At 71.1% G+C, this 22,682-nt stretch carries 24 protein-coding genes; 8 read left to right on the plus strand and 16 right to left on the minus strand.

What is annotated here, in order from left to right; translation table 11 throughout:
* Nucleotides 1–15 precede the first annotated feature (15 nt).
* The 14 genes from ACSDR0_RS31455 to ACSDR0_RS31520 form a co-directional block, all read right to left on the minus strand.
* Nucleotides 16–858 carry a hypothetical protein gene (locus tag ACSDR0_RS31455; RefSeq protein ID WP_435292535.1) on the minus strand — a complete coding sequence of 281 codons (843 nt, stop codon included), beginning with the start codon at nt 856–858 and terminating at the stop codon, nt 16–18.
* A complete protein-coding gene (locus tag ACSDR0_RS31460) occupies nt 855–1,574 on the minus strand; it encodes a VIT1/CCC1 transporter family protein (RefSeq protein ID WP_435292536.1) in 720 nt (239 codons plus the stop codon). The genes ACSDR0_RS31455 and ACSDR0_RS31460 overlap by 4 nt, the downstream gene beginning before the upstream one ends.
* Before the next feature lie 148 nt (nt 1,575–1,722).
* A complete protein-coding gene (gene lgt / locus ACSDR0_RS31465; protein ID WP_435292537.1) occupies nt 1,723–3,087 on the minus strand; it encodes a prolipoprotein diacylglyceryl transferase in 1,365 nt (454 codons plus the stop codon).
* A gap of 26 nt (nt 3,088–3,113) precedes the next feature.
* Nucleotides 3,114–3,878, minus strand: coding sequence for a DsbA family protein (locus ACSDR0_RS31470; RefSeq protein ID WP_435292538.1), 765 nt, complete (start codon nt 3,876–3,878; stop codon nt 3,114–3,116).
* Nucleotides 3,878–4,411: a MauE/DoxX family redox-associated membrane protein gene (locus ACSDR0_RS31475; RefSeq protein ID WP_435292539.1), complete on the minus strand. Its 534-nt coding sequence runs from the start codon at nt 4,409–4,411 to the stop codon at nt 3,878–3,880. Before ACSDR0_RS31475 ends, ACSDR0_RS31470 begins: the two co-directional genes overlap by 1 nt.
* 208 nt (nt 4,412–4,619) lie before the next feature.
* Nucleotides 4,620–5,414, minus strand: coding sequence for a tryptophan synthase subunit alpha (trpA, locus tag ACSDR0_RS31480; RefSeq protein WP_435292540.1), 795 nt, complete (start codon nt 5,412–5,414; stop codon nt 4,620–4,622).
* Between the two features lie 69 nt (nt 5,415–5,483).
* A complete protein-coding gene (gene trpB, locus ACSDR0_RS31485; protein WP_435292595.1) occupies nt 5,484–6,704 on the minus strand; it encodes a tryptophan synthase subunit beta in 1,221 nt (406 codons plus the stop codon).
* Between the two features lie 27 nt (nt 6,705–6,731).
* The gene (trpC, locus tag ACSDR0_RS31490; RefSeq protein ID WP_435292541.1) at nt 6,732–7,541 is read right to left on the minus strand and encodes an indole-3-glycerol phosphate synthase TrpC; all 810 of its coding nucleotides are present in this window, start codon (nt 7,539–7,541) and stop codon (nt 6,732–6,734) included.
* 169 nt (nt 7,542–7,710) lie between these two features.
* Nucleotides 7,711–8,166, minus strand: coding sequence for a DUF2752 domain-containing protein (locus ACSDR0_RS31495; RefSeq protein ID WP_435292542.1), 456 nt, complete (start codon nt 8,164–8,166; stop codon nt 7,711–7,713).
* Nucleotides 8,167–8,397: 231 nt separating this feature from the next.
* Entirely contained in the window at nt 8,398–8,847 is a 450-nt protein-coding gene (locus ACSDR0_RS31500; RefSeq protein WP_435292543.1) for a DUF4190 domain-containing protein, read from the minus strand.
* Between the two features lie 374 nt (nt 8,848–9,221).
* Complete coding sequence (locus ACSDR0_RS31505) at nt 9,222–9,821, minus strand: TIGR02234 family membrane protein (protein WP_435292544.1); 600 nt, start codon at nt 9,819–9,821, stop codon at nt 9,222–9,224.
* On the minus strand, nt 9,818–10,165 hold the full coding sequence (gene hisI, locus ACSDR0_RS31510) for a phosphoribosyl-AMP cyclohydrolase (protein ID WP_435292545.1): 348 nt from the start codon (nt 10,163–10,165) through the stop codon (nt 9,818–9,820). Before hisI ends, ACSDR0_RS31505 begins: the two co-directional genes overlap by 4 nt.
* Nucleotides 10,155–10,862: a cache domain-containing protein gene (locus tag ACSDR0_RS31515; RefSeq protein ID WP_435292546.1), complete on the minus strand. Its 708-nt coding sequence runs from the start codon at nt 10,860–10,862 to the stop codon at nt 10,155–10,157. Before ACSDR0_RS31515 ends, hisI begins: the two co-directional genes overlap by 11 nt.
* An 84-nt stretch (nt 10,863–10,946) precedes the next feature.
* A complete protein-coding gene (locus ACSDR0_RS31520; protein WP_435292547.1) occupies nt 10,947–11,684 on the minus strand; it encodes a FadR/GntR family transcriptional regulator in 738 nt (245 codons plus the stop codon).
* A 252-nt stretch (nt 11,685–11,936) separates the two neighbouring features.
* Between ACSDR0_RS31520 and ACSDR0_RS31525 the strand changes: the two genes are divergently transcribed.
* From ACSDR0_RS31525 to ACSDR0_RS31540, 4 genes are read left to right on the plus strand one after another with little or no spacing between them, the layout of a single operon-like run.
* Nucleotides 11,937–12,965, plus strand: coding sequence for an ABC transporter ATP-binding protein (locus ACSDR0_RS31525; RefSeq protein WP_435292548.1), 1,029 nt, complete (start codon nt 11,937–11,939; stop codon nt 12,963–12,965).
* Between the two features lie 43 nt (nt 12,966–13,008).
* On the plus strand, nt 13,009–14,238 hold the full coding sequence (locus tag ACSDR0_RS31530; RefSeq protein WP_435292549.1) for an ABC transporter substrate-binding protein: 1,230 nt from the start codon (nt 13,009–13,011) through the stop codon (nt 14,236–14,238).
* A 33-nt stretch (nt 14,239–14,271) separates the two neighbouring features.
* On the plus strand, nt 14,272–15,171 hold the full coding sequence (locus tag ACSDR0_RS31535) for an ABC transporter permease (protein ID WP_435292550.1): 900 nt from the start codon (nt 14,272–14,274) through the stop codon (nt 15,169–15,171).
* Nucleotides 15,168–15,977, plus strand: a complete 810-nt coding sequence (locus tag ACSDR0_RS31540) for an ABC transporter permease (protein WP_435292551.1) — start codon at nt 15,168–15,170, stop codon at nt 15,975–15,977. Before ACSDR0_RS31535 ends, ACSDR0_RS31540 begins: the two co-directional genes overlap by 4 nt.
* 28 nt (nt 15,978–16,005) lie before the next feature.
* On the opposite strand, the gene ppk2 is transcribed toward ACSDR0_RS31540, so the two are convergent.
* Complete coding sequence (gene ppk2 / locus ACSDR0_RS31545; protein WP_435292552.1) at nt 16,006–16,956, minus strand: polyphosphate kinase 2; 951 nt, start codon at nt 16,954–16,956, stop codon at nt 16,006–16,008.
* A gap of 330 nt (nt 16,957–17,286) precedes the next feature.
* Between ppk2 and ACSDR0_RS31550 the strand changes: the two genes are divergently transcribed.
* The 4 genes from ACSDR0_RS31550 (at nt 17,287) to ACSDR0_RS31565 (ending at nt 20,849) form a co-directional block, all read left to right on the plus strand.
* Nucleotides 17,287–18,342, plus strand: a complete 1,056-nt coding sequence (locus ACSDR0_RS31550; RefSeq protein WP_435292553.1) for an amino acid ABC transporter permease — start codon at nt 17,287–17,289, stop codon at nt 18,340–18,342.
* Nucleotides 18,339–19,103 carry an amino acid ABC transporter ATP-binding protein gene (locus tag ACSDR0_RS31555; RefSeq protein ID WP_435292554.1) on the plus strand — a complete coding sequence of 255 codons (765 nt, stop codon included), beginning with the start codon at nt 18,339–18,341 and terminating at the stop codon, nt 19,101–19,103. The genes ACSDR0_RS31550 and ACSDR0_RS31555 overlap by 4 nt, the downstream gene beginning before the upstream one ends.
* Before the next feature lie 43 nt (nt 19,104–19,146).
* Nucleotides 19,147–20,151 carry an ABC transporter substrate-binding protein gene (locus tag ACSDR0_RS31560; protein ID WP_435292555.1) on the plus strand — a complete coding sequence of 335 codons (1,005 nt, stop codon included), beginning with the start codon at nt 19,147–19,149 and terminating at the stop codon, nt 20,149–20,151.
* Between the two features lie 212 nt (nt 20,152–20,363).
* Entirely contained in the window at nt 20,364–20,849 is a 486-nt protein-coding gene (locus ACSDR0_RS31565) for a GNAT family N-acetyltransferase (protein ID WP_435292556.1), read from the plus strand.
* On the opposite strand, the gene ACSDR0_RS31570 is transcribed toward ACSDR0_RS31565, so the two are convergent.
* Nucleotides 20,846–22,618 (minus strand): ABC transporter ATP-binding protein, encoded by a 1,773-nt coding sequence (locus ACSDR0_RS31570; RefSeq protein WP_435292557.1) that lies wholly within the window; start codon nt 22,616–22,618, stop codon nt 20,846–20,848. The genes ACSDR0_RS31565 and ACSDR0_RS31570 overlap by 4 nt on opposite strands.
* Nucleotides 22,619–22,682 lie beyond the last annotated feature (64 nt).

Raw genomic sequence — 22,682 nt, forward strand, 5'->3', positions numbered from 1 at the left:
GCGGGGCACCGCGGGCTACTGGGCCGGGGCGGGCGCCGGGGAGGCGGCGACGATACGGCGGAAGATCGCCTTTTCCGTGGCGCGGACCGTCAGGGACAGCGAGACGAAGTCGTCCCTCGGACCCGGCTCCACGCCGTCGGCCCTGCCGATCCAGACCAGGCCCGCGTAGTGCCCCATGGCGTGGCCGCTGGCCTCGGTGTGGCCACCGGCGGGGAAGGCGGCCCTGGACGCCTCGAGCGGCCGGACCCAGCCGCCCCGGTGCAGGGTGGTCAGCGTGTTCACCAGCGTGTCGGCGGAGGCGGTGTCGCGGAGGTTGAACAGGGTGTACTGGGCGACGTAGCGGCCGTCGGCGCTGGCGTACAGGCCCCTGGCCACCTGGGTGCACCCTCCCTGGGTGAGCAGGTCGGCGAGACCCTGGCCCCAGATCGCCGCCGCGCAGTCGGTCTCCAGCCGGGGGTTGCCCGCCAGCCTCAGCGTGGTCCTGCCCTCCTTGAGGGTCTTGGCGAAGAGATCCTTGGCCGTCAGCGGCTTGGGGTCGGCCTTGCTCTCCGCGATCGGCGCGAACACCTTGGAGGAGGGCCATCCCTTGTAGACGTCGGGCCGGGGCTCGGTGCCGATGACCGAGGTGGTGACCCGCTCGGGCTCGAAGTCGTTGCCGATCGCGGAGATCGCGAGGGTGAGCGCGACCGCGGCGACCAGCACGCCCGCCAGCGATCCGAACACCAGCACCAGCCGCTGCTGGGTCGTGGTCAGCCCCCACTCCTCCAGCTGGGGGACGCTCCAGGTCTTCGCCTTGCCGGAGGTACGGCGACGCTTGCGTCCGGAGGCGGGGGGCGGGGTTGAGGTTGGGGTGGTCACAGTCCGGTTCCTCCCAGGAAGGTGCCCAGGGCGAAGGTCAGGCCGGCGGCGACCGCGCCGACGACGAGCTGGCGCAGCCCGCTGTACCACCAGCTGCGCGCGGTGACCCGGGAGACCAGCGCGCCCGCGCCGAACAGCGCCAGGCAGGAGATCACCGCCGAGGCCACCAGGCTGGTGACGCCGAGCAGGTACGGCAGGAGGGGCAGGAGCGCGCCCACACCGAACGACAGGAACGAGGAGATCGCGGCGGTCCTGGGCGAGGGCAGGTCATGGGGGGTGACGCCGAGCTCGGCCTCGGTGTGCACCTCAAGGGCCCTGTCGGGGTCCATCGAGATCTGCCTGGCCACCTCGGCCGCCACGGCGGGATCGACGCCCCGCTCCTCGTAGAGCTTGGCGAGCTCCTCCAGCTCGGCCTCGGGGTGGCGTTCGAGCTCGCCCCGCTCGACGTCGATCTCGGCCAGGGCGAGCTCACGCTGGCTGGCCACCGAGACGTACTCGCCACCGGCCATGGAGAACGCGCCCGCGGCCAGCCCCGCGATGCCCGCCAGCAGGATGACCCTGGTGCCGGCGGAGCCGCCGGCGACACCGGCGATCAGGGCGAAGTTGGAGACGAGGCCGTCCATCGCGCCGAACACCGAAGGTCGCAGCCAGCCGCCGTTGACGTCGCGGTGCCGGTGGTGCATCTCGGCACGCCCCCCGGAGGCGTCCGGGCTCACCCTGATCCTTCGGGCGGCAGGCCCCGGGGCTCAGCGCCGGGGAAGGACCGCGGGCCACCGATCTCGGCCCCGGGAGGGAGACACGCCCGCGTGCCGAACGATCCGGCGGCGCGTCCGGGGCCCCGGGGCCTCGACCGTGGAAAGAACGTCAACGTCGTTCTTTCTCGCCTTCGGGAACGGCCTTCGTCACGGCCCCCTCCTGGAGATCGTCTCTCTCCGCGCCCGAGGGGGTCTCGTCCGGGCCGGCGGCACCATCGGGGACGGCCGTGTCCGCGACGGTCCTGCCGGAGGCCGTGCCGACCGTGCTCTCCGAAGCGGTGTCCTCAGGGGCGAGCTTGTCCGAGGCGACCTTGTCCGAGGCCGCGGCCGGAATCGTCCTGCCCGGCTCGTTCTCGGCCCGATCGTTCGCGTCGCGGTCGCTCTCCACCGCTTCGGCCTGGTTCGACGGATGAGCCGGGTCGACCGGGTCTCCGGCCTCGGCCGAGCCTTCGGCCGCCGGCGTCGCCAGGGCGGACCTCGTCTCGCCGTCGTCGCCGTTCTCCGACAGGTCGGCCTGGTCCCGCGGATGAGCCGGATCGACGGGGTCTTCCGCGTCCGACGCGGCCAGGGTGGCGGCCCCGCCCTTCGGCGAATCCTCGCCCTCGTCCCCCTCCGGAGCGGTGGCCCCGTCCTCGAGGTCGGCGGGATCGGTCACCGGGGTGACCCGCTCCTCGTCGGTCTTGTTCCTGACGTACCAGAAGTAGGCCATCGCCCCGATGAACAGGATGATCGAGGTCCACTGGTTGAGCCGCAGGCCGAAGATGTGGTGGGCGGTGTCGACCCGCAGGTCCTCGATCCAGAAGCGGCCCACGGTGTAGCCGGCGACGTAGAGCGCGAACAGGCGGCCGTGGCGGAGCACGAACTTGCGGCCGAGCCAGATGAGGACCAGCGCCAGGCCCAGGTCCCAGATCGACTCGTACAGGAACGCGGGGTGGTAGGTGTCCTCGCCCGGCACCGTGCCCGGCCGGTCGGGGTCGATCTCCAGGCCCCACGGCAGGTCGGTCGGACTGCCGAACAGCTCCTGGTTGAAGTAGTTGCCCCAGCGGCCGATGGCCTGGGCCACCGCGATGCCGGGGGCCACGGTGTCGGCCACCGCGGTCAGGGAGATGCCCCGGCCGCGGCAGCCCAGCCAGACGCCCACGCCACCGAGCGCGACGGCACCCCAGATGCCCAGGCCACCGTTCCAGATGAACAGCGCCTCGATCGGCTCGTTGGGCGCGTCGGGCCCGAAGTAGAGCTGCCAGTCGGTGATGACGTGGTAGAGCCGTCCGCCGACCAGGCCGAACGGCACGGCCCAGACGGCGAGATCCACGATCGTTCCAGGGACACCGCCGCGGGCGCGCCAGCGGCGCTCGCCGATGGCGACCGCGACGACGACGCCGAGCACGATGCACAGTGCGTAGGCCCGGATGGGGACCACGCCGAAGAGATGCCAGACCCCCTGGGAGGGGCTGGGAATCGAGGCGAGGGGCATGTCAGGTGACGTTACCGTGTCGCGCGCTACTTGGCGGCATCAAGAACGGCCTGACGTAGCTCGGCGGGTTTGAAAGCCACCTCGGTGTCCACCTCGGTGCCGTTGAGCTTCAGCGTCGGGGTGCCCGTGAGCTTCTGGGTCTTCATGACGTTGTCGCTGTAGGCGATGTGCGCGGGCGCCTTCTCCTGGCTGGTCACGCACTTGTCGAAACCGGGATCGGTCACCCCGGCCTCCTTGCCCCAGTCGATCAGATCGGGAATCTTGAAGCCCTCCACGGTCTCGGAGGGCTGCTCGTCGAACAGCTTGTCGTGGAACTTGCCCCAGGGGGCGCCTCCGGCGATGCACCGGGAGGCCGCCCCCGCGCGCAGGGAGTTGCCTCGGGTGATGCCCTCGTTGGTCTGCTCCTGGAAGATCGTGATCGGGTGGTAGATCACCTTGGCCTTGCCCTCGGCGGCCAGGTTCTTGATCGTGGCACCGCTGGTCTCCTCGAGCGCCCTGCAGGCGGGGCACTGGAAGTCCTCGAAAACCTCCAGGACCGGCTTGTCCACGCCCGCCTTGGCCATGACGACCGAGCCGTCCGAGGCGACGGTGATCGGCGCGAGCGCGCCGCCGACCTGCTCGGACCTGCTGCTCTCGGCGGCGAACCACCAGCCCGCCCCGACGGCGGCGATCGCGACGACGGCGGCCGTTCCGATGGTCGCCATACGCTTGCGCCTTTCCCTCAGCAACTGCTCTTCGCGCTGTGCCTTGATCCGATCACGCGCCGACTGCTCTCGCGCGGCCTTGCCCATCAGTCAGTCTCCTTTTCGTGGTGCTCCTCATCGTCGTCGCCCTCTAGGTCGTCGTACGGCTCCCGTCCCGGGGTGAGCCCCAGGGCGGAGTCCAGCGCGAAGCGGCCCGGAGGGAACCAGGCGACGAGCACGCCGAGTCCGAAGAGACCGAGGTCACGCAGGATGTCGATGAGGTAGTCGGGCTCCACCCCGGCCGCCAGCTGACCGCCGCCGCCGAAGCAGCCGCAGTCGATGCGCAGCCCGCGCGCCCACGCCGAGGCGATCCCGATGACAAACGCCAGCATGAGCAATGCCGAGATGACACCCGCCGCCCGGGTGAGCAGCCCGACGACCAGCAACACCCCCACGACGATCTCCAGGATCGGCAGGCCGTAGCCGACCACCGTGGCGAGCGATTCAGGGAGCAGTTCGTATGCCTCGACCGCCTGAACCGAGAGCACCGGGGTGCCGATCTTGCCCCAACCCGCGACGATCAGCACGCCCGCGAGCACCAGCCGCGAGACGGTCGTTACCCAGGGTAGCGTCGAAATCACGATACGCGACCTATTGGGCGCGGGGTTATCAGAGGTCACGAGCACCATTCTCCTATCCCAGGCCCCCAGGCACGGACGCCTCCGGCGAACGCAAGGTATCCGAAGGAAACCTCATCACGAGCTGGATAAGCGTCGAATAAGCCTGTCTGACAGGCATAGGCCAGGGCGCGGCCCCCCGGTGAGAGGGGACCGCGCCCTGGGCGAATCCTCAGCCTCGGACGCCCGCCGCCAGTTCGGCGCCCAGCTCGCGGACGGACGCGAGACCCGATTTCTCGTCGGGAGCGTCCAGGACACGGCGGATGAACGCCGAACCCACGATGACGCCGTCGGCGTATCCCGCGACCTCGGCGGCCTGCCGTCCGGTGCCGACGCCCAGGCCGACACAGACCGGCAGGGAGGTCTGGAGGCGGGTGCGCTCGACCAGGCCCTGCGCGGCCGCGCCGACCGAGTCGCGGGCGCCGGTGACGCCCATCAGCGACGCCGCGTAGACGAAGCCGGTGCAGCTGTCGACGACGGCCTTGATGCGGGCCTCGGTGGAGCTGGGCGCGACCAGGAAGACCGTGTCGATCTCGGCCTGGGCGCTGGCCTCGCGCCAGGGGCCGGCCTCCTCGGGGGTCAGGTCGGGCGTGATGGTGCCCACCCCGCCCGCGTTCGCCAGGTCCTGGGCGAAGCGCTCGGCACCGTAGCGGTCGATCGGGTTCCAGTACGTCATGACCAGGGTGGCGGCACCGGTGGCGGCCACACCCTCGACCGTGCGGAGCACGTCGGCGATGCGGGTGCCGTTGGTCAGCGCCCGGTGGACGGCGTCCTGGATCGTCGGACCGTCCATGAGGGGGTCCGAGTAGGGCAGGCCGATCTCGATCACGTCGCAGCCCGCCTCCACCATGGCGGTGGCGACGGCGATCGCACCGTCCTTGCTGGGGAACCCAGCGGGCAGGTATCCGATGAGGGCGGCGCGGTCGTCCGCCTTAGCCTTGGCGAACACCGTCTGAAGAGTCGTCATCGTTACTTCCGTTGCGGTTCGTCCTCTCCGGCCCGCCGGAGAGGAGGCAAGTCGGCCGTCAGAGGGGTTTCAGAGGTTGAAGTACTTCATCGCGGTGCCCATGTCCTTGTCGCCCCGGCCCGAGAGGTTGACCAGGATCGTCGCCCCGGGACCCATCTCGCGACCGAGCTTGAGGGCTCCGGCGAGCGCGTGCGAGGACTCGATCGCGGGGATGATGCCCTCGGTGCGGGCGAGCAGCGAGAAGGCGTCCATCGCCTCGGCGTCGGTGATGCCGTGGTAGGTGGCGCGGCCGCTGTCCTTGAGCCAGGCGTGCTCGGGCCCAACACCGGGATAGTCGAGCCCGGCCGAGATCGAGTGCGACTCGATCGTCTGGCCCTCCTCGTCCTGCAGCACGTAGGTGCGCGAGCCGTGCAGCACGCCGATGGAGCCCGCGGTGAGGGTGAGGGCGTGCTCGCCGCTCTCCAGGCCCCGGCCGCCCGCCTCGTAGCCGTGCAGCTGGACGTCCCGGTCGTCGAGAAAGGCGTGGAAGATGCCGATGGCGTTCGATCCCCCGCCGACGGCGGCGGCGACCGCGTCGGGCAGCTTGCCGGTGAGCTCCAGCATCTGGCGGCGGGCCTCGACGCCGATGATGCGGGCGAAGTCGCGGACGATCTCCGGGAACGGGTGCGGGCCGGCGATGGTGCCGAAGAGGTAGTGGGTGCGGTCGACGTTGGCGACCCAGTCGCGGAACGCCTCGTTGATTGCGTCCTTGAGGGTCTGGCTGCCGTTGGTGACCGGGACGACGGTGGCGCCGAGCAGCTTCATGCGGGCGACGTTGAGCGCCTGGCGCTCGCAGTCGACGGCCCCCATGTAGATGACGCACTCCAGGCCCATCAGGGCGGCGGCGGTCGCGGTGGCGACGCCGTGCTGCCCGGCACCGGTCTCGGCGATCACCCGCGTCTTGCCCAGGCGCTTGGTCAGCAGGGCCTGGCCGAGCACATTGTTGATCTTGTGGGCGCCGGTGTGGGTCAGGTCCTCGCGCTTGAGGATGATCCGGGCGCCGCCCGCCTGCTCCGCGAAGCGGGGGATGTCGGTCAGCGTGGTCGGCCGCCCGGCGTAGGTACGCAGCAGGTGGTCGAACTCCCGCAGGAACGCCTCGTCGTTCTTCGCCTTGTCGTACTCCGCCGCGACCTCGTCCAGCGCCGGGATGAGCGCCTCGGGCACGTAGCGCCCGCCGAAGACGCCGAACTTGCCGTGGATGTCCGGATCGTCGCCGTGGGCGGCGTTGCCCGCGAGGTCGGCGGTGGTGATGACGGTTCCCTCGTGCGTTGTCACTGCTTACTGCCCCTCAGGTCGGGATGCGGGATGGGCACCGGCGGTCACCAGGTCGACCACGGCGGCCCGCGGGTCCTTGCCGGTGACCAGACTCTCGCCGACCAGGACGGCGTCGGCGCCCGCCCTGGCGTAGGCGAGCAGGTCGTGGGGGCCGCGCACGCCCGACTCGGCGATCTTGATGATGCCCTCGGGGATCTTGGGAGCCAGCTTGGCGAACACCTCGCGGTCGACCTCGAGGGTCTTGAGGTTTCGCGCGTTGATACCGATGATCTTGGCTCCGGCGGCGAGCGCCCGGTCGAGCTCCTCCTCGGTGTGCACCTCCACCAGCGGGGTCAGCCCGATCGACTCGGCCCGCTCGATGAGCGAGACCAGCGCGTTCTGGTCGAGCGCCGCGACGATCAGCAGCGCCAGGTCGGCGCCGTAGGCGCGGGCCTCCCACAGCTGGTACGAGGTGACGATGAAGTCCTTGCGCAGCACCGGGATGTCGACGACGGCGCGCACGGCGGCCAGGTCGTCGAGGCTGCCGCCGAAGCGCCGCCGCTCGGTGAGCACGCTGATGACGTGGGCGCCGCCCGACTCGTAGTCGCCGGCCAGCGCGGCGGGGTCGGCGATCGCGGCCAGGGCGCCCTTGGACGGGCTGGAACGCTTGACCTCGGCGATGACCGCCACCTGGTCGCCGTTCAGCGCCGCGTACGCGTCACGGGGGGCGGGTGCCCGCCCGGCCCGCTCCTTGAGCTCGGCCAGCGTCACCCTCTCCTGCCGCTCGGCCAGATCGGCGCGGACTCCTTCGAGGATTTCCTCAAGCACGCTCACTTGTCCTCCTCCTCGTGCAGCTCCGGGGCCAGGTTCGCGAACGCTGCCGTATCCCTGGTTCGCTCGCTCCGCTTCACGAGTAAGGCCCCTCCCGATCGACTGCCCTTGTTTCGCCGATGCTATCGGCCCGGCCGGGGTCGCCCCGCCACGGGGTGAGACCTATCGGTGACTATGGGGCCAGGAATTCCCCAAAAGGAAGATTTCGCACTATCCAAAACACGGCCATCAAAGCGAGCAATAACCACGCGTAGATCGGGCGCATGAAATTCCCGGCGGGCGCGCCACCGGGTTTTCCGGTGGATCCACCGCCCGACCAGGCACGCAGCGTCCATCGGCCCCAGAGCAGGACCAGCACCGGGATCATGAGCACGACGAGCGGGTTGAGTCCCAGGGCCGTCACGGGATCTCCGTGGGCGAGCGCGTACACCGTTCGCAGGCCGCCGCAGCCGGGGCAGTAGAGGCCGGTGAGCATGAGGAACGGGCAGGTCGGATAGTGGCCGGGCTCGTTGGGATCCACGGCCCCCACGAACGCGACCGCCGCGCCCGCCGCCAGCGCGGCGCCGAGCGGCGCCAGCACGGCCACCGCGCGCGACCCGCGCGAACCCGCGATCTTCCCCGTCACCACGGCCCGTCAGCCCCTTCACCGGTGGCCGGCTCTCTCCCGGCCACCCTACCCACGCCGCCACTCACGCCACCGGACGTGGCCCCGCCGGGAGCCCGCCGGAAACCCGGCCGGTCGCGGGGCCTGGCGGGTACGAGACCGTGGCGGGACCGGGCGCCACGGGAATGTACCGGGCGCGCCACCGTGGTGAGATCGGGGCCGGTCGCGGACCGGCGCCGGGCACCGGTGCCCGCGTCAGGTGCCCAGGGAGGCGCTGCCGACGATGGCACCGACCGCGACCAGCCAGGCCAGCACCGCCAGCCAGCACAGGATGCCGAAATAGGACAGGACCAGGCCCGCGATGGCCATCCCCCGCCCCTCCTCGCCCGTCCGCTTGATCTGTCCGAGCGAGATGTGGCCGAGCACGACGCCCACGATCGAGGTGAGGCCGCAGATGAACAGCCCCGCGATGCCCATGATCAGCGCGGCGATGGCCATGCCGTTGTTGCCCCGCGGCGGCGGCGCGCCGTACCCCCCGTAGGGGTCGTAGCCGCCACCGGGCGGGCCGTACCCTCCAGAGCCGTAACCGCCGGAGCCATAACCACCGGAGCCGTAACCGCCGGACGAACCGTGGTCACCCGACGAGCCGTAGCCCCCCTTCCCTGGGGGCTGGCCATAGCCACCCGACTGATTGCCATAGCTCATGAATGACCCCCACTTATCCGAGTTGCGGGCGAAATCCTAGCGAAAACGCTACGGGGAGGAGGAGATCCGTTCACGCTTGTAAGCGCGTTGTGAGCAAGTCGTGGCCGAGGGCTCAGGCCTCGGCACCTCGGGCGGCGAGGTCCGAGAGGGCATGGAACGACGCTGGAAGGTGCTAAATGTCGGAAATGACGAAATGACCGGCCCACGGAGGCGCGAGAACCGGCCCGGCGTTCCGTCAGGGGCCCGGGGGTCGCGGGATCCGAGCCGGTGCTCCGTCAGGGGTCAGCCGGTCGGGGGCGCGGGAGTCCCTGCCGACGTCCGCCAGAGGTCAGAGGTCGGGGATCGGGGGATCCGGACCGGCGTTCTACCAAAGGTCAGCGGTCGCGGGGGTCCGGGTCGGCCGTCGGGTCGGTGCCCTCGTCGAGGGCGTCCCACAGTGCCCGCTCGCTGGGGGCGCTCTCGGCGGGAGCGGGACGGCTCTCGCCGGCGGGACCGGCCCCCTGCCGGTCGTAGCGGCCGGACATGCCCGGCCAGCGCCCGCCGCGCAGGATCACCGCCACTCCCCCGGCCAGCAGCAGAAGCCCTCCGGCGGAGGCGAGGAGCGGCCAGGCGACGGCCGACGCGACCTGCGGGGCGGTCGCCGCGGACATCGGCGCCTGCTCGGCGGAGATCCGCAGCGCGGCGCTCGCGCCGCTCCCCCACCAGGAACCGGCGATCATCCCGGCCCCGCCGAGCGCCATCACCGCTCCGACGAGCCCGCGCCACACGCCTCCCGTCGCGAGGACGGCGACCACCGCGGCGAGCGCCGCCCAGGCGGCGGGGCCGAGCGCGGGGACCAGCTCGGCGGCGGAGATCGCCACCTCGCGGGTGTCGTACGTCACGGTGAACCAGTCGCGCCCGGCGGCGAGGAGCACGAGCGCGGCGCCCGCCACGCACGTCACCAGCCAGATCCACAGCTCCCGCCTGGCCGTCACGCCCGGGTCACCGCCAGCTCGTCGGCGTCGAAGCAGGTCCGGTCGCCGGTGTGGCAGGCCGCGCCCACCTGGTCGACCCTGAGCAGGACGGTGTCGCCGTCGCAGTCGAGCGCGGCGGACTTGACGTGCTGGACGTGGCCGGAGGTGTCGCCCTTCACCCAGTAGGCTCCGCGGCTGCGCGACCAGTAGGTGGCCCTGCCGGTGGTGAGCGTGCGGTGCAGCGCCTCGTCGTCCATCCAGGCGAGCATGAGCACCTCGCCGGTGTCGTACTGCTGGACGACGGCGGGCACCAGCCCGTCGGCGGTGCGCTTCAGCCTGGCCGCGATGGCGGGGTCAAGGGACATGCGGCAATTGTGCCGCAACCAGGGAGAGGGGTAGCGCCCGGCAGGGCCTCGCGAGCAGGCCGGGGGCTCCCTTGAAGATCGATCCGGCGAGCCACCTGGCGGTGGTGGAGGCCACCACGCGGCCGTGCGCGTTCACCAGGAAGGCGGGGCCGCCGATCCCGCGGAGCAGTGGCGAGACGGCGATCTCGAAGCGGCGCACGAACACGTCGGCCGCCGCCACGCCGACGAACTCCCCGCCCTTCACCACGGGCACCGACAGGGTCAGGGAGTACTCGGTGGTGCACAGGAAGTCGACGTAGGGGCCGGTGAGGGTGTGCTCGTCGCCGGAGCGCGGCCCGGCGAACCAGTCCCAGTGGGTGTAGTCGTAGAAGGCGCTGCTGGCGGGATCCATGTCCCTGACCAGCTGCACGGGCTCTCCCGTGGCGCCCTCCTGCCACCACTCCAGATACCAGGGCGCGTCGGCCAGCAGGCCGGGCGCGGCGATGAAGCCGATGCCGGAGACCAGCCCGCCCAGCCGGGGAAAGAGCAGCGGCCGCAGTGCGGCCAGATCGCCGCTCACCGGCGCCGGGCCCACGAGCCCCGCCACGGCGTCGCGCACGTGGTGGAGCTTCTCGAAGACGCCTTCGACGATGTCGCCGACGGCGACGGCCGCCGCGGCCACGCCACCGGGTGCCAGCAGCGCACCGTGTTCACTCACTTGACCCCACCGCCTTGGAGAACGCGCTGGACCTGGACGACGCCTCGACGACCGCCTCGAACGACCGCCGCGGGGATCCGGCGATCACGGCTCTCTCAGACGCAGTTCGATGAGGTGTTCCACCGCGTCGAGCACGTGCCGCTCGGCCAGGGACCTGGCGTGATCGTCGTCTCCGCGGTGAATGGCCTCGGCGATGGCGTGATGCTGAGCCGGTATTCCATCGTCTCCCCCGTGGGCGAGCCAGAGCAATGGTCCGATGTCAGCCTGTAACCGGATCTCTTCCTGAGTGAGTCGTGCCGACTGGGACGCCGCGGCCACCTCGATGTGGAAACGCCCGTGCAGCCTGCGCAGGTGGCCCTGGTCCCGGGAACCGGCCATCTCCTGCAGCGTACGGCGCAGTGGGGCGACGTCCTCGGGCAGTGCCCGCCGCGCGGCCAGCCTGGCGGCGGCCCCGGCGATGGCCGCGTAGTGGTCGCCCAGGTCGCGGAGCTCCTCCGCGGTGAGGGCGCGCAGCCGGTCGAGCGCCTCGGGGGCCTCGCGCGGGACCCGCACGAAGCTCCCGCCCCCGCGTCCCCGCCGCGTCTCGACCATGCCCTGCTGGCGCAGGGCCATCAGGGCCTCCCGCAGGGTGACCGTGGACACGCCCAGCTGGGCGGCGAGCTCGGCCTCGCTGGGCAGTTGCTCGCCGTCGGCCACCAGTCCGAGCACGATGGCGTCGGTGAGCCGCCTGACCACGGCGTCGACCCGCGCGGTGCTGTCGACCGGCGCGAACGCGGCCAGGCGGGCACCACCGGAGATACCGGAGATGTCTGCCACGGTCATACACCCCTCACCTTCGCGGTCGTCTCCCCGGTCATGCAGTGTCCCACTCGCGGCCCGTCCGGACCCCGCCCGGACCCCGCCCGGCCTCAGCGACCAGGCGCCGGGGCGGGCGCCGAAACGGGCACTGAAACGGGCGCCGCGATGAACGCCGGCGTGAGCGGGGGGTTGCGGAAGCCTCATTTCGCCGGCCCCCCGACGGTGATACCGGATCGGCTCTTGCGGGAAAACATTTAACCTCATATGTTTTCGGCCATGTCAGACCCAGCGGTGAGGCTGACCGGCCTCCGCAAGAGCTTCGGGGCCGTGGACGCGGTCACCGGTGTCGACCTCGACATCGCCGACGGCGAGTTCTTCGCCATGCTCGGCCCCTCGGGATCGGGCAAGACGACCGTGCTGCGGATGATCGCGGGCTTCGAGACGCCCACGGCGGGCACCGTCGAGCTGGGCGGGGTCGACGTCACCCGGCTCGCCCCCTTCGAGCGCGACGTCAACACGGTCTTCCAGGACTACGCGCTGTTCCCGCACATGAACGTGGCGGACAACGTGGAGTACGGCCTGCGGGTCAAGCGGGTCCCCCGGGCCGAGCGGCGCGAGCGGGCGCGGGCCGCGCTGGCCTCGGTCCGGCTGGAGGGCATGGAGCGGCGCAGGCCCGACCAGCTGTCGGGCGGCCAGCGCCAGCGGGTCGCCCTGGCCCGTGCCCTGGTCAACCGCCCCCGGGTGCTGCTGCTCGACGAGCCGCTCGGCGCCCTGGACCTCAAGCTCCGCGAGGAGATGCAGGTCGAGCTCAAGTCGATCCAGCGCGAGGTCGGCATCACCTTCCTGTTCGTCACCCACGACCAGGAGGAGGCGCTGACCATGAGCGACCGGGTGGCGGTGTTCGACCGGGGCCGCGTCGAGCAGGTCGGCACCCCCGCCGACGTCTACGAGAGGCCCGCGAGCGCCTTCGTCGCGGGCTTCGTCGGCACCTCCAACCTGATCTCCGGCGAGGCCGCCCAGGCGGTGCTCGGCAGGGAGGGCACGTTCAGCGTGCGCCCCGAGAAGCTGCGCGTCGCCGATCTCGACGAGACGGTCGACGGCGCGGAGCACAGCGCGACGGGCACCGTCGCCGAGGTCGTCTACGCGGGCCCCGCCACCCGGTTCGTGGTCGAGCTCGACGCGGGCGGGCGGCTCATCGCGCTCCAGCAGAACCTGCAGGTCTCGTCCATGGACGTGATGGGCCTGCGCGGCAGCAGGGTCCGCCTCGTCTGGAACCGGCGGCACGAGTTCGCGATCGTCCCGTAAAGAGCGCAAGACCCGTAAAGACCGTGAGAAAGGTCGTCATCCCATGCGGTCCACCCCCCGGATTGCCATCCGGCACAGCGCGGTCGTCCTCTCCGCGCTCGCGCTGGCCACTGTCACCGCCTGCGGCGGCGGCTCCGCGGCGCCCTCGGGAGCCTCGGCCGCGCCCGGCCAGAGCGGCTTCACCCCGCCCAAGATCGAGGCGCTGAAGGCGCTGGGCCAGGGCGAGGGACAGGTCAACCTGGTCAACTGGGCCGGATACGTCGAGGACGGAAGCAACGATCCCAAGGTCGACTGGGTCACCCCGTTCGAGAAGGCCACCGGCTGCCAGGTCAACTCCAAGACCGCCGGGACGTCCGACGAGATGGTCACCCTGATGAAGACCGGCGAGTACGACGCGGTCTCCGCCTCCGGGGACGCCTCGCTGCGCCTGATCGCCGGGGGGACGGTCGCCCCGGTCAACACCGCGCTGATCCCCAACTACGCCGACGTGTTCGCCGGGCTGAAGGACAAGGCGTGGAACTCGGTCGGCGGGGTCGCCTACGGCGTGCCGCACGGCCGGGGGGCCAACCTGCTCATGTGGCGCACCGACACGGTCAAGCCCGCCCCCGACTCCTGGAGCGTGGTCTTCGACCCCGCCTCGCCGTACGCGGGGAGGGTCACCGCGTACGACTCCCCGATCTACATCGCGGACGCGGCGCTGTACCTGATGGCGACCAAACCCGAGCTCGGCATCAAGAACCCGTACTCCCTGGACGACAAGCAGTTCCAGGCCTCGGTCGACCTGCTCAAGCAGCAGAGGAAGATCATCGGCGAGTACTGGTCCGACTACACCAAGGAGGTCCAGGCCTTCAAGGGCGGCGACTCCGTGGTGGGCACCACCTGGCAGGTCATCGCCAACGTGGCGCTGGCCGACAAGGCGCCCGTCGAGGTGACCCTGCCCAAGGAGGGCTCCACCGGCTGGTCGGACACCTGGATGGTCGCCGCCGCGGCCAAGAACCCCAACTGCGCCTACCGGTGGCTCGACTGGATCATCTCGCCCCAGGCCAACGCCCAGGTCGCCGAGTACTTCGGGGAGGCGCCGTCGAACGCGAAGTCCTGCGACCTGACCGCCGACCCGAAGCACTGCGACACCTTCCATGCGACCGACGAGGACTACTACTCGAAGGTCTGGTACTGGACCACCCCGATCGCCCAGTGCCTGGACGGGCGCACGGACGTCAGGTGCAAGGACTACTCCGAGTGGACCAGGGCCTGGACCGAGATCAAGGGCTGAGCCCCGCGGGAGCCGACCGGGAATGAGACGACGTTGAACACCACCGCACCGGCGAGACCCACGCCGTCCGGCGCCCCCGCCGCGCCGCCGCGCCGCACCGCCCGCCGCAGGCTCGCCGCCTTCCTGCACCGGCACGCGGGCGTGCGGCTGTCGCTGCTGCTGTCGGCCCCCGCGCTCTGGCTCGGCCTGGCCTACCTCGGCGCCCTGGCCGCCCTGTTCGTGACGGCCTTCTGGAGCACCGACACCTTCACCGGCGACCTGGTCAGGGAGCCGACCTGGGGCAACTTCCAGGAGCTGCTCACCGCCGACGTCTACCGGACGATCGCGCTGCGCTCGGTCGGCGTGGCGGTCGCGGTGACGCTGATCGACCTGGTGATCGCCTTCCCGATGGCGTTCGCGATGGCCAAGCTGGCCTCGCCGCGCGCCCGGCGCTGGCTGGTGATCGCGGTGCTCACCCCGCTGTGGGCCTCCTACCTGGTCAAGGCGTACGCCTGGCGGGTGATGCTCGGCTCGGAGGGCATCCTCGGCTGGGGGTACGGGCTGACCGCCACGATCCTCACCCTGTCCTACCTGTGGCTGCCGTACATGATCCTGCCGATCTACGCCGGGCTCGAACGGCTGCCCGACTCGCTCCTCGACGCCGCCGGAGACCTCGGGGCGCGCGGGTGGCGGACGTTTCGCACGGTGGTGTGGCCGCTGGCCTTCCCCGCGGTGGTGGCGGGCTCGATCTTCACCTTCTCGCTGTCGCTCGGCGACTACATCACCGTGAAGATCGTGGGCGGTACGTCGCAGCTGATCGGCAACGTCGTCTACGACAACATCGGCGCGGCCAACAACCTCCCCTTCGCCGCCGCGGTCGCCACCGTCCCCGTGGTGATCATGCTGGTCTACCTCGCCGCGGTCCGCCGCACCGGCGCCATGGAGAACATGTGAACCTGTCCCGTACGGCGCGGACGGCGCTGTGGGCCATGCTGGCCGCCGGGCTCGGCGTCGTCTACGTGCCGCTGCTGATCGTGCTGCTCAACTCCTTCAACACCGACCGTACGTTCGCCTGGCCGCCCAGCGGGCTCACCGGGCGGTGGTGGGAGGCGGCCTGGAACTCCACCGGTGTGCGCGACGCGCTGTGGACGTCGGTCCAGGCGGGGCTGGGCGCCACGGCGATCGCCCTGGTTCTCGGCACGATGGTGGCCTTCGCGATCCAGCGCTACGACTTCTTCGGCAAGAACGTGGTCTCGCTGCTGATCCTGCTGCCGATCGCGCTGCCCGGCATCGTCACCGGCATCGCGCTCAACAACGCCTTCCGCGCGGTGCTCGGACCGTTCGGGGTGAGCCTGGGCCTGTTCACGGTGATCGTCGGCCACGCCACCTTCTGCGTGGTGACCGTCTACAACAACGTCCTGGCCCGGCTGCGGCGCACGGGCACCTCCCTGGAGGAGGCCTCGGCCGACCTGGGCGCCGACACCTTCACCACGTTCCGCCTGGTCACCTTCCCGATGATGCGCTCGGCCCTGCTCGCGGGCGGGTTGCTGGCCTTCGCCCTGTCCTTCGACGAGATCATCGTGACCACGTTCACGGCGGGCGCCGGGGTGCGGACCCTCCCCCTGTGGATCTTCGAGAACCTGTTCCGGCCCAACCAGGCGCCCGTGGTCAACGTGGTCGCCGCGGCCCTGATCGTCGCGTCGATGGTCCCGATCTACATCGCCCAGCGCCTGTCGGGCGGCGGCACCGGGGTCCGCTGAACGAGACCCCCGCCCCGGCCGGGGCGGCTCAGCGGTCGTCGTGGAGCACGTCGGCGGCGTGCACGACGATTTTGGGGTCGGGGGTGCCGATGACCTCGTGGTCCTTGTTCTCGTACTCGAACAGGCTCAGGACGTGGCGCATGGCCTCGACCCTGGCCCGCTTCTTGTCATTGCTCTTGATCACCGTCCACGGGGCCTCCTCCGTGTCGGTGTTGACGAACATGTCCTCCTTGGCGGCGGTGTAGTCCCCCCACTTGTCGAGCGACTGCAGGTCCATCGGTGACAGCTTCCACTGCCGCACCGGGTCGACCTGGCGGATCACGAACCGGGTGCGCTGCTCGGAACGCGAGACCGAGAACCAGAACTTCACCAGGTGGATGCCGTCGCGGACGAGCATCTTCTCGAACGCCGGGGCCTGCTCCAGGAACTCCAGGTATTCCTCGGGGCTGCAGAAGCCCATCACCCGCTCGACCCCGGCGCGGTTGTACCAGGAGCGGTCGAAGAAGACCATCTCTCCGGCGGCCGGCAGGTGGGAGACGTAGCGCTGGAAGTACCACTGGGTGCTCTCGCGCTCGCTGGGCTTCTCCAGCGCCACCACGTTCGCCCCGCGGGGGTTGAGGTGCTCCATGAACCGCTTGATCGTGCCGCCCTTGCCCGCGGCGTCGCGTCCCTCGAAGAGGACGACCAGGCGTCCCCCGGTGTCCTTGATCCAGTACTGGAGCTTGAGCAGCTCGATCTGGAGCAGCCGCTTGAGCCGGTCGTACTCCTGCCGGCTCATCCGCTCGTCGTAGGGATATTTCTCCCGCCAGGTGTCGACCGGGCTGCCGTCCCTGCGGATCAGGACGGGGTCGTCGTCGTCATCGTCGTTGACCCGCAGGTCGGACAGCTCGTCGAGCAGGTCGCTGCGGTCTATGGCCGCGTGGACGTCCACCACGGGGAACTGGCCGCCCGAAGGCTCGCCGCCAACCAACTCTGCCATCGGTCCCTTCCTTCGGGCGGGCGTAGGGCCCGCCTCCGTCATGCCTCTACCTCGCTCTGACCAGGCTAATCCTTGGTGGATGTCCCTTTTTCCCGTGAAGTGAGCCACTTCGGTCAAAAACCTACTAAACCAGTAGGTCTTGACGGGATTCTGAACGTGTGTTGAAGTGATGCCGTGCGCCCAGAGCTCCAGCCGGTGGCGGGCGGGCACGTCGCCCCGTCCCGCGCCCGGCCCTTCCCGTGTCGCCGCTGACCTTCCGACGACCCTTCGGCGGAACGCGCCCCGCGCCGCCCCTCCCGCCCGGTACGACCAGCCAGAAAGGCCTCAACCATGCCCGTCGAATTCTCAGGCGCCGACGGCGGTGACACCCACGACGCCCTCGCGGCCCCCGCGAAGGCACCGCCCCCACCGGCGGGCGGCCGGGGGCGCGCGCACCGCGGGTACGTGTGGAGCCGGGCGCGGCTCCTCCCCGCGTCCGCCCCCGCCGGGCCCGGCGTGATCCGGGCCGCCACTCCCCCGGCGGGCACGACCCCGGGCGGCCCGGAAGACGCGGAGGCCGGCGAACCCCCGCTGAGGGTGGTCACCACCCGCCACCCCGGGCGGTGGGTGGCGGCCCTGGGCGTCGCGGTGCTGCTGGCCATGGCGGTCAGCGCGCTGGTCACCAACCCGGCCTGGGAGTGGGAGGTGGTCGGGGAGTACCTGTTCGCGCCCTCCGTGCTGCGGGCGGTCGTGTTCACGCTGGAGCTGACCGCGCTGGGGATCGTCTTCGGCTTCCTGCTCGGCACGGTCCTGGCGCTCATGCGGCTGTCGGGGAATCCGCTGCTCAACTCGGTCGCCTGGGGCTACATCGCCCTGTTCCGGTCGGTGCCCCTGATCCTGCAGCTGCTGTTCTGGTACAACCTGGCCCTGCTGTACCCGAGGATCTCCTTCGGCGTGCCGTTCGGCCCGGCGTTCTTCGACATCGGGACGATGGATCTGATCGGCCCGGTCACCGCCGCCGCGCTGGGCCTGGCCCTGCACCAGGCCGCCTACGCCGCGGAGATCGTCCGGGCGGGACTGCTCTCGGTGGACCACGGCCAGCGGGAGGCCGCCGCGGCGCTGGGCATCCCCAGGACCAGGCAGCTGTTCCGGATCGTCCTGCCACAGGCCATGCGGTCGATCGTGCCGACCGCGGGCAATGAGATCATCGGCCTGGTCAAGGGCACCTCGGTCGTCTACATCATGGCCCTGCCCGAGCTCTTCTACCAGGTCCAGGTGATCTACAACCGCAACGGCAGGGTCATCGCCCTGCTGCTGGTGGCGACCATCTGGTATCTCGTCATGACCTCCGTGATGTCCGTCGCCCAGCACTACGTGGAGCGGCACTACGGCAGGGGCCGCGCATGAGCGCCGCGATGGTCGAGTTGCGGGACGTGCACAAGAGCTTCGGGCCGCTGGAGGTGCTGCGCGGAGTGGACCTGCGGGTCGCCCCGGGCGAGGTCACGGTGATCCTGGGCCCGTCGGGGTCGGGGAAGTCCACGCTCCTCCGTACCGTCAACCACCTGGAGAAGGTCGACAGCGGTTCGGTCAGCGTCGACGGCGAGCTGGTGGGCTACCGCAGGTCCGGCGACAGGCTGTACGAGCTGCCCGAGCGCGAGATCCTCCGGCAGCGGACCAAGATCGGTTTCGTCTTCCAGAACTTCAACCTCTTCCCGCACCTGACCGTGCACCAGAACGTCACCGAGGCGCCCCGGTCCGCCCAGCGCAGGCCGAGGGCGGAGGTGGACGCGCTGGCGACCCGGCTGCTGGAGCGGGTCGGGCTCTCCGACAAGGCGCACTCCTACCCGCGCAAGCTCTCCGGCGGCCAGCAGCAGCGGGTGGCCATCGCCCGCGCCCTGGCCCTGGAGCCCAAGGTCATCCTCTTCGACGAGCCGACGTCCGCGCTGGACCCCGAGCTCGTCGGCGAGGTGCTCGACGTGGTGAAGGGCCTCGCCGGGAGCGGCACCACCATGATCGTCGTCACCCACGAGGTCGGCTTCGCCCGCGAGGTCGCCGACACCGTGGTCTTCATGGACGAGGGCCGGATCGTCGAGCGGGGCACCCCCGCCGAGGTGCTGGACGCCCCCCGGCACGAGCGCACCCGTCTCTTCCTCAGCAAAGTCCTTTGACTCCCCCGAAATCCCGTTCCACCCAACCTCAGCAAGGACCGACATGTCGTTCATATCGAGGCTCGCCCCCGCCATCGCCGCCCTGCCTCTCCTCCTCACCGTCGCCTGCGGCGCCGGAACCTCGGCCGGTACGACGGACAGGGCCGAGGCCGCCCCGGCCGCCGCCCCGGCCTCCCCGTCGGGGACCGGCGGGGTGAAGATCAACACGTCGCCCGAGCAGAACCGTGTCCGCGCCGACAAGGTCGAGGCGATCGCCGCCAAGGTTCCCGAGGCGATCCGGTCCAAGGGCGCGCTGACCGCCGGATTCAACGGCGAGGGCGCGCCGCCCCTGGTGTTCCTGGCCGACGACGACACCACCCTGGTCGGCGTGGAGACCGACCTCGCCCACCTGATCGCCGACGTGCTGGGCCTGCCCCTGAAGGAGGAGAACACCTCCTGGGAGAACCTGTTCCTCGCGGTCAAGTCCGGCAAGTACGACCTGGTGCTCAACAACGTCACGGTGACGGAGGAGCGCAAGGACACCTACGACTTCGCCACCTACCGGGTGGACCAGCTCGCCTGGCAGGTGGGCAAGGACAGCCCGATCACCAAGATCGAGAAGGCGGCCGACATCGCCGGGCTGAACGTCTCCGTCGGATCCGGCACCAACCAGGAGAAGATCCTGCTGGAGTGGGACGCGCAGAACCAGAAGGCCGGGCTCAAGGCCGCGAACATCCAGTACTACCAGAAGTACGGCGACGTCCTGCTCGCGCTGAAGTCCGGCCGCATCCAGGCCTACCTGGGCCCGAACCCCCCCATCGCCTACCAGGTCGCGGTGGGCGGCGACAGCAGGATCGTCGGGACGCTCTCCGGCGGCGGGTCGGTCGAGGGCCTGATCGCGGTCATGACCCTGAAGGGCAGCGGCCTGGTCCAGCCGGTCAACGAGGCGATCAACACGCTCATCGAGAACGGCAAGTACGCCGAGGTGCTCAAGCGCTGGGGCCTGGACAACGAGGCGCTGCCCACGTCGCGGATCAACCCGCCCGGCCTGCCGAGGCAGGCCAAGTGACGATCGACTCCGCGAGGCCCGCCGCCCCGGGCACCGAACGTCCCCTCCGCCCGGCGCCGTCCCCGTACCCGAGGCACGCTCCACCGGCACCGGCACCGGCACCGGCACCCGCACCCGCACCCGCACCCGCACCCGCACCCGCACCCGCACCCGCACCGAGCGGGCGTACCCCCGAGGGGCACGCTTCGGGCGAACCCTTCGAGGTACGGTACGTGGCCGTCCGCGACCCCGAGGTCGAACCGCTCCTGGAGGACCTGCACGCCGAGTACACCAGCCGGTACGGCCCCAACGAGGAGATCAGCCGCTATCCCGACGAGCGGTTCACCCCGGAGCACGGGGGCGCGTTCCTCATCCTCGTCGAGCACGGGCGGACCGTCGCCGGGGGCGCGTTCTTCCGCCACGACGAGGAGACCGCCGAGCTCAAGCGGATCTGGACCCACCCCGGCCACCGCAGGCGGGGCCTGGGCGTCGCCGTCGTACGGGAGCTGGAACGGGAGGCCGCGCGGCAGGGCTACCGCAGGATCTATCTGACCACGGGCCCCCGGCAGCCCGAGGCCGCCGGGCTGTATCTCTCGACCGGATACAGCCCGCTCTACGACCTGGGGGCCGACCCGGAGACGGTCGGCCCCCACCCCTTCGAGAAGATCATCCGGGGATCGGGACAGACGCCCGCCGACGGCCGGGGCCGGTCCCGCTAGGAGCGGGCGGAGGAGACCCAGGAGGCGTGCAGGTCCGCGTAGACGCCGGGCTGTCGTACCAGCTCGGCGTGCGGGCCGCGCTGCACGATCCGGCCCTCGTCGAAGACGAACACCTCGTCGGCCGCCTCGGCGGTGGAGAGCCGGTGGGCGATGGAGACGGCGGTGCGGCCCCGCGTGGCGCCTTCCAGGGCGCGGGCCAGCCGCACCTCCGTCGCCGGGTCCACCGCGGAGGTGGCCTCGTCCAGCAGCAGCAGGTCGGGGTCGGCCAGGTAGGCGCGGGCGAGCGCGACGAGCTGGCGCTCGCCCGCCGACAGCGACTCGCCGCGCTGGCCGACCCTGGTCGACAGGTCGGCGGGCAGCCCCTCCAGCCAGTCGGTGAGCCCCAGCTCGGTCATGGCCAGCCGGATCTCCGCCTCGGTCGCCGAGGGGCGGCCGAAACCGATGTTCTCCGCCAGGGTGCCGTCGAACAGGAACCCGTCCTGCGGCACCATGACGATGCGGCGGCGCAGCGAGGAGAAGCGGACGGTCCGCAGGTCGTGCCCGTCGACCGTGATCCGCCCGGAGACCGGGTCCATCAGGCGGGTGAGCAGCTTGGCGAAGGTCGTCTTGCCCGAGCCGGTCTCCCCCACCACGGCGATCCGCGAGCGCGGCGGGATGTCCGCCGAGACCCCGTGCAGCACCGGCGCCCCTCCGGGATAGGAGAACTCCACGTCCTCGAAGGAGACCGAGATGGGGCCGCGCGGCAGCTCGACGCCCTCGGGACCCGGGTCGGCGACGTCGGCGGGGGTGTCGAGCACGCCGAGGATGCGCCGCCACCCGGCCACGGCGTTCTGCGCCTCGTTGAGCACCTCGGTGGCGATCTGCATCGGCGAGACGAACAGCGTGATGAGGAACAGGAAGGCGACCAGGCGGCCCTCGGTGATGTCGCCCGCCAGCCCGAGCCGTACCCCGACCAGCACCACGGCGGCCAGGGCCACTGCGGCGACGATCTCGGTCAGCGGGAACACGGTGGCGACGATCCGCTGGGTGCGGGCCTGGGCCGCCTTGTTGGCCTCGATCGCGACGTCGAGGCGCTCCGCCGTACGGGCCTCGGAGCCGTGGGCCCTGATCACGGCCGCGCCCACGACCGACTCGCTGATGGCCGAGAGCAGGTCGCCGGTACGCTCGCGGACCCGCGTGTAGGCGCCGGACAGCCACCGCTGGAAGCGCGGCAGGACGACCATGAGCGGCAGGAAGCACAGCCACACCACCAGGGCGAGCTGCCAGGAGTAGACGAACATCAGCACGGTGGCGACCAGGAGCTGCCCCAGGGCGATGATGATCATCAGCCCGCCCCACTGCATGAACACGCTGATCTGGTCGACGTCGCCGGTGACCCGCGAGACGAGGGCGCCGCGACGCTCGGAGTTCTGGGTGAGCACCGACAGGTCGTGCACGTGCCGGAAGCCGCGCACCCTGAGCGTGGCGAGGGAGGACTCGGTGGCCCGGTAGAGGCGGACGTTCATCAGGTACGCGCACAGCGCGGTGAACACCACGGCGGCGGCGCACAGCAGCACGGCGGTGCGGATGTAGGCCACGTCCGGGGCGCCTCCCCCGAGCCTCGTGTCGATGGTCTGCTGGACGGCGATCGGCACGATGATCTTGCCGACCGTGGCCACCACGGCCAGCGCGAGCGTCCCGGCCATCCCCTTGCGAAACTCCGGCGTGAGCGACAGGCCGTGTCTGACGGTGGCCAGGCCCGAGCGCTCGACCCCCTGGAACGCGCTCACCGGCACCGTCCTCCCAGCGGACCGCGGCCCCGGTCGCCCCGCGTCGGCCCGGCGGGGTGTTCCC

This window comes from Streptosporangium sp. G11 (assembly GCF_051192615.1).
In the GTDB taxonomy this organism is placed as follows: Bacteria; Actinomycetota; Actinomycetes; order Streptosporangiales; family Streptosporangiaceae; genus Streptosporangium.

Excerpts from the sequence above, each read along its gene's own strand:
- lgt (WP_435292537.1), bottom strand. The coding sequence starts at position 3,087 with ATGCCCCTCGCCTCGATTCCCAGCCCCTCCCAGGGGGTCTGGCATCTC.
- ACSDR0_RS31470 (WP_435292538.1), bottom strand. The coding sequence starts at position 3,878 with ATGGGCAAGGCCGCGCGAGAGCAGTCGGCGCGTGATCGGATCAAGGCA.
- trpA (WP_435292540.1), bottom strand. The coding sequence starts at position 5,414 with ATGACGACTCTTCAGACGGTGTTCGCCAAGGCTAAGGCGGACGACCGC.
- ACSDR0_RS31500 (WP_435292543.1), bottom strand. The coding sequence starts at position 8,847 with ATGAGCTATGGCAATCAGTCGGGTGGCTATGGCCAGCCCCCAGGGAAG.
- hisI (WP_435292545.1), bottom strand. The coding sequence starts at position 10,165 with ATGTCCCTTGACCCCGCCATCGCGGCCAGGCTGAAGCGCACCGCCGAC.
- ACSDR0_RS31520 (WP_435292547.1), bottom strand. The coding sequence starts at position 11,684 with ATGACCGTGGCAGACATCTCCGGTATCTCCGGTGGTGCCCGCCTGGCC.
- ACSDR0_RS31525 (WP_435292548.1), top strand. The coding sequence starts at position 11,937 with ATGTCAGACCCAGCGGTGAGGCTGACCGGCCTCCGCAAGAGCTTCGGG.
- ACSDR0_RS31530 (WP_435292549.1), top strand. The coding sequence starts at position 13,009 with ATGCGGTCCACCCCCCGGATTGCCATCCGGCACAGCGCGGTCGTCCTC.
- ppk2 (WP_435292552.1), bottom strand. The coding sequence starts at position 16,956 with ATGGCAGAGTTGGTTGGCGGCGAGCCTTCGGGCGGCCAGTTCCCCGTG.
- ACSDR0_RS31550 (WP_435292553.1), top strand. The coding sequence starts at position 17,287 with ATGCCCGTCGAATTCTCAGGCGCCGACGGCGGTGACACCCACGACGCC.
- ACSDR0_RS31555 (WP_435292554.1), top strand. The coding sequence starts at position 18,339 with ATGAGCGCCGCGATGGTCGAGTTGCGGGACGTGCACAAGAGCTTCGGG.
- ACSDR0_RS31560 (WP_435292555.1), top strand. The coding sequence starts at position 19,147 with ATGTCGTTCATATCGAGGCTCGCCCCCGCCATCGCCGCCCTGCCTCTC.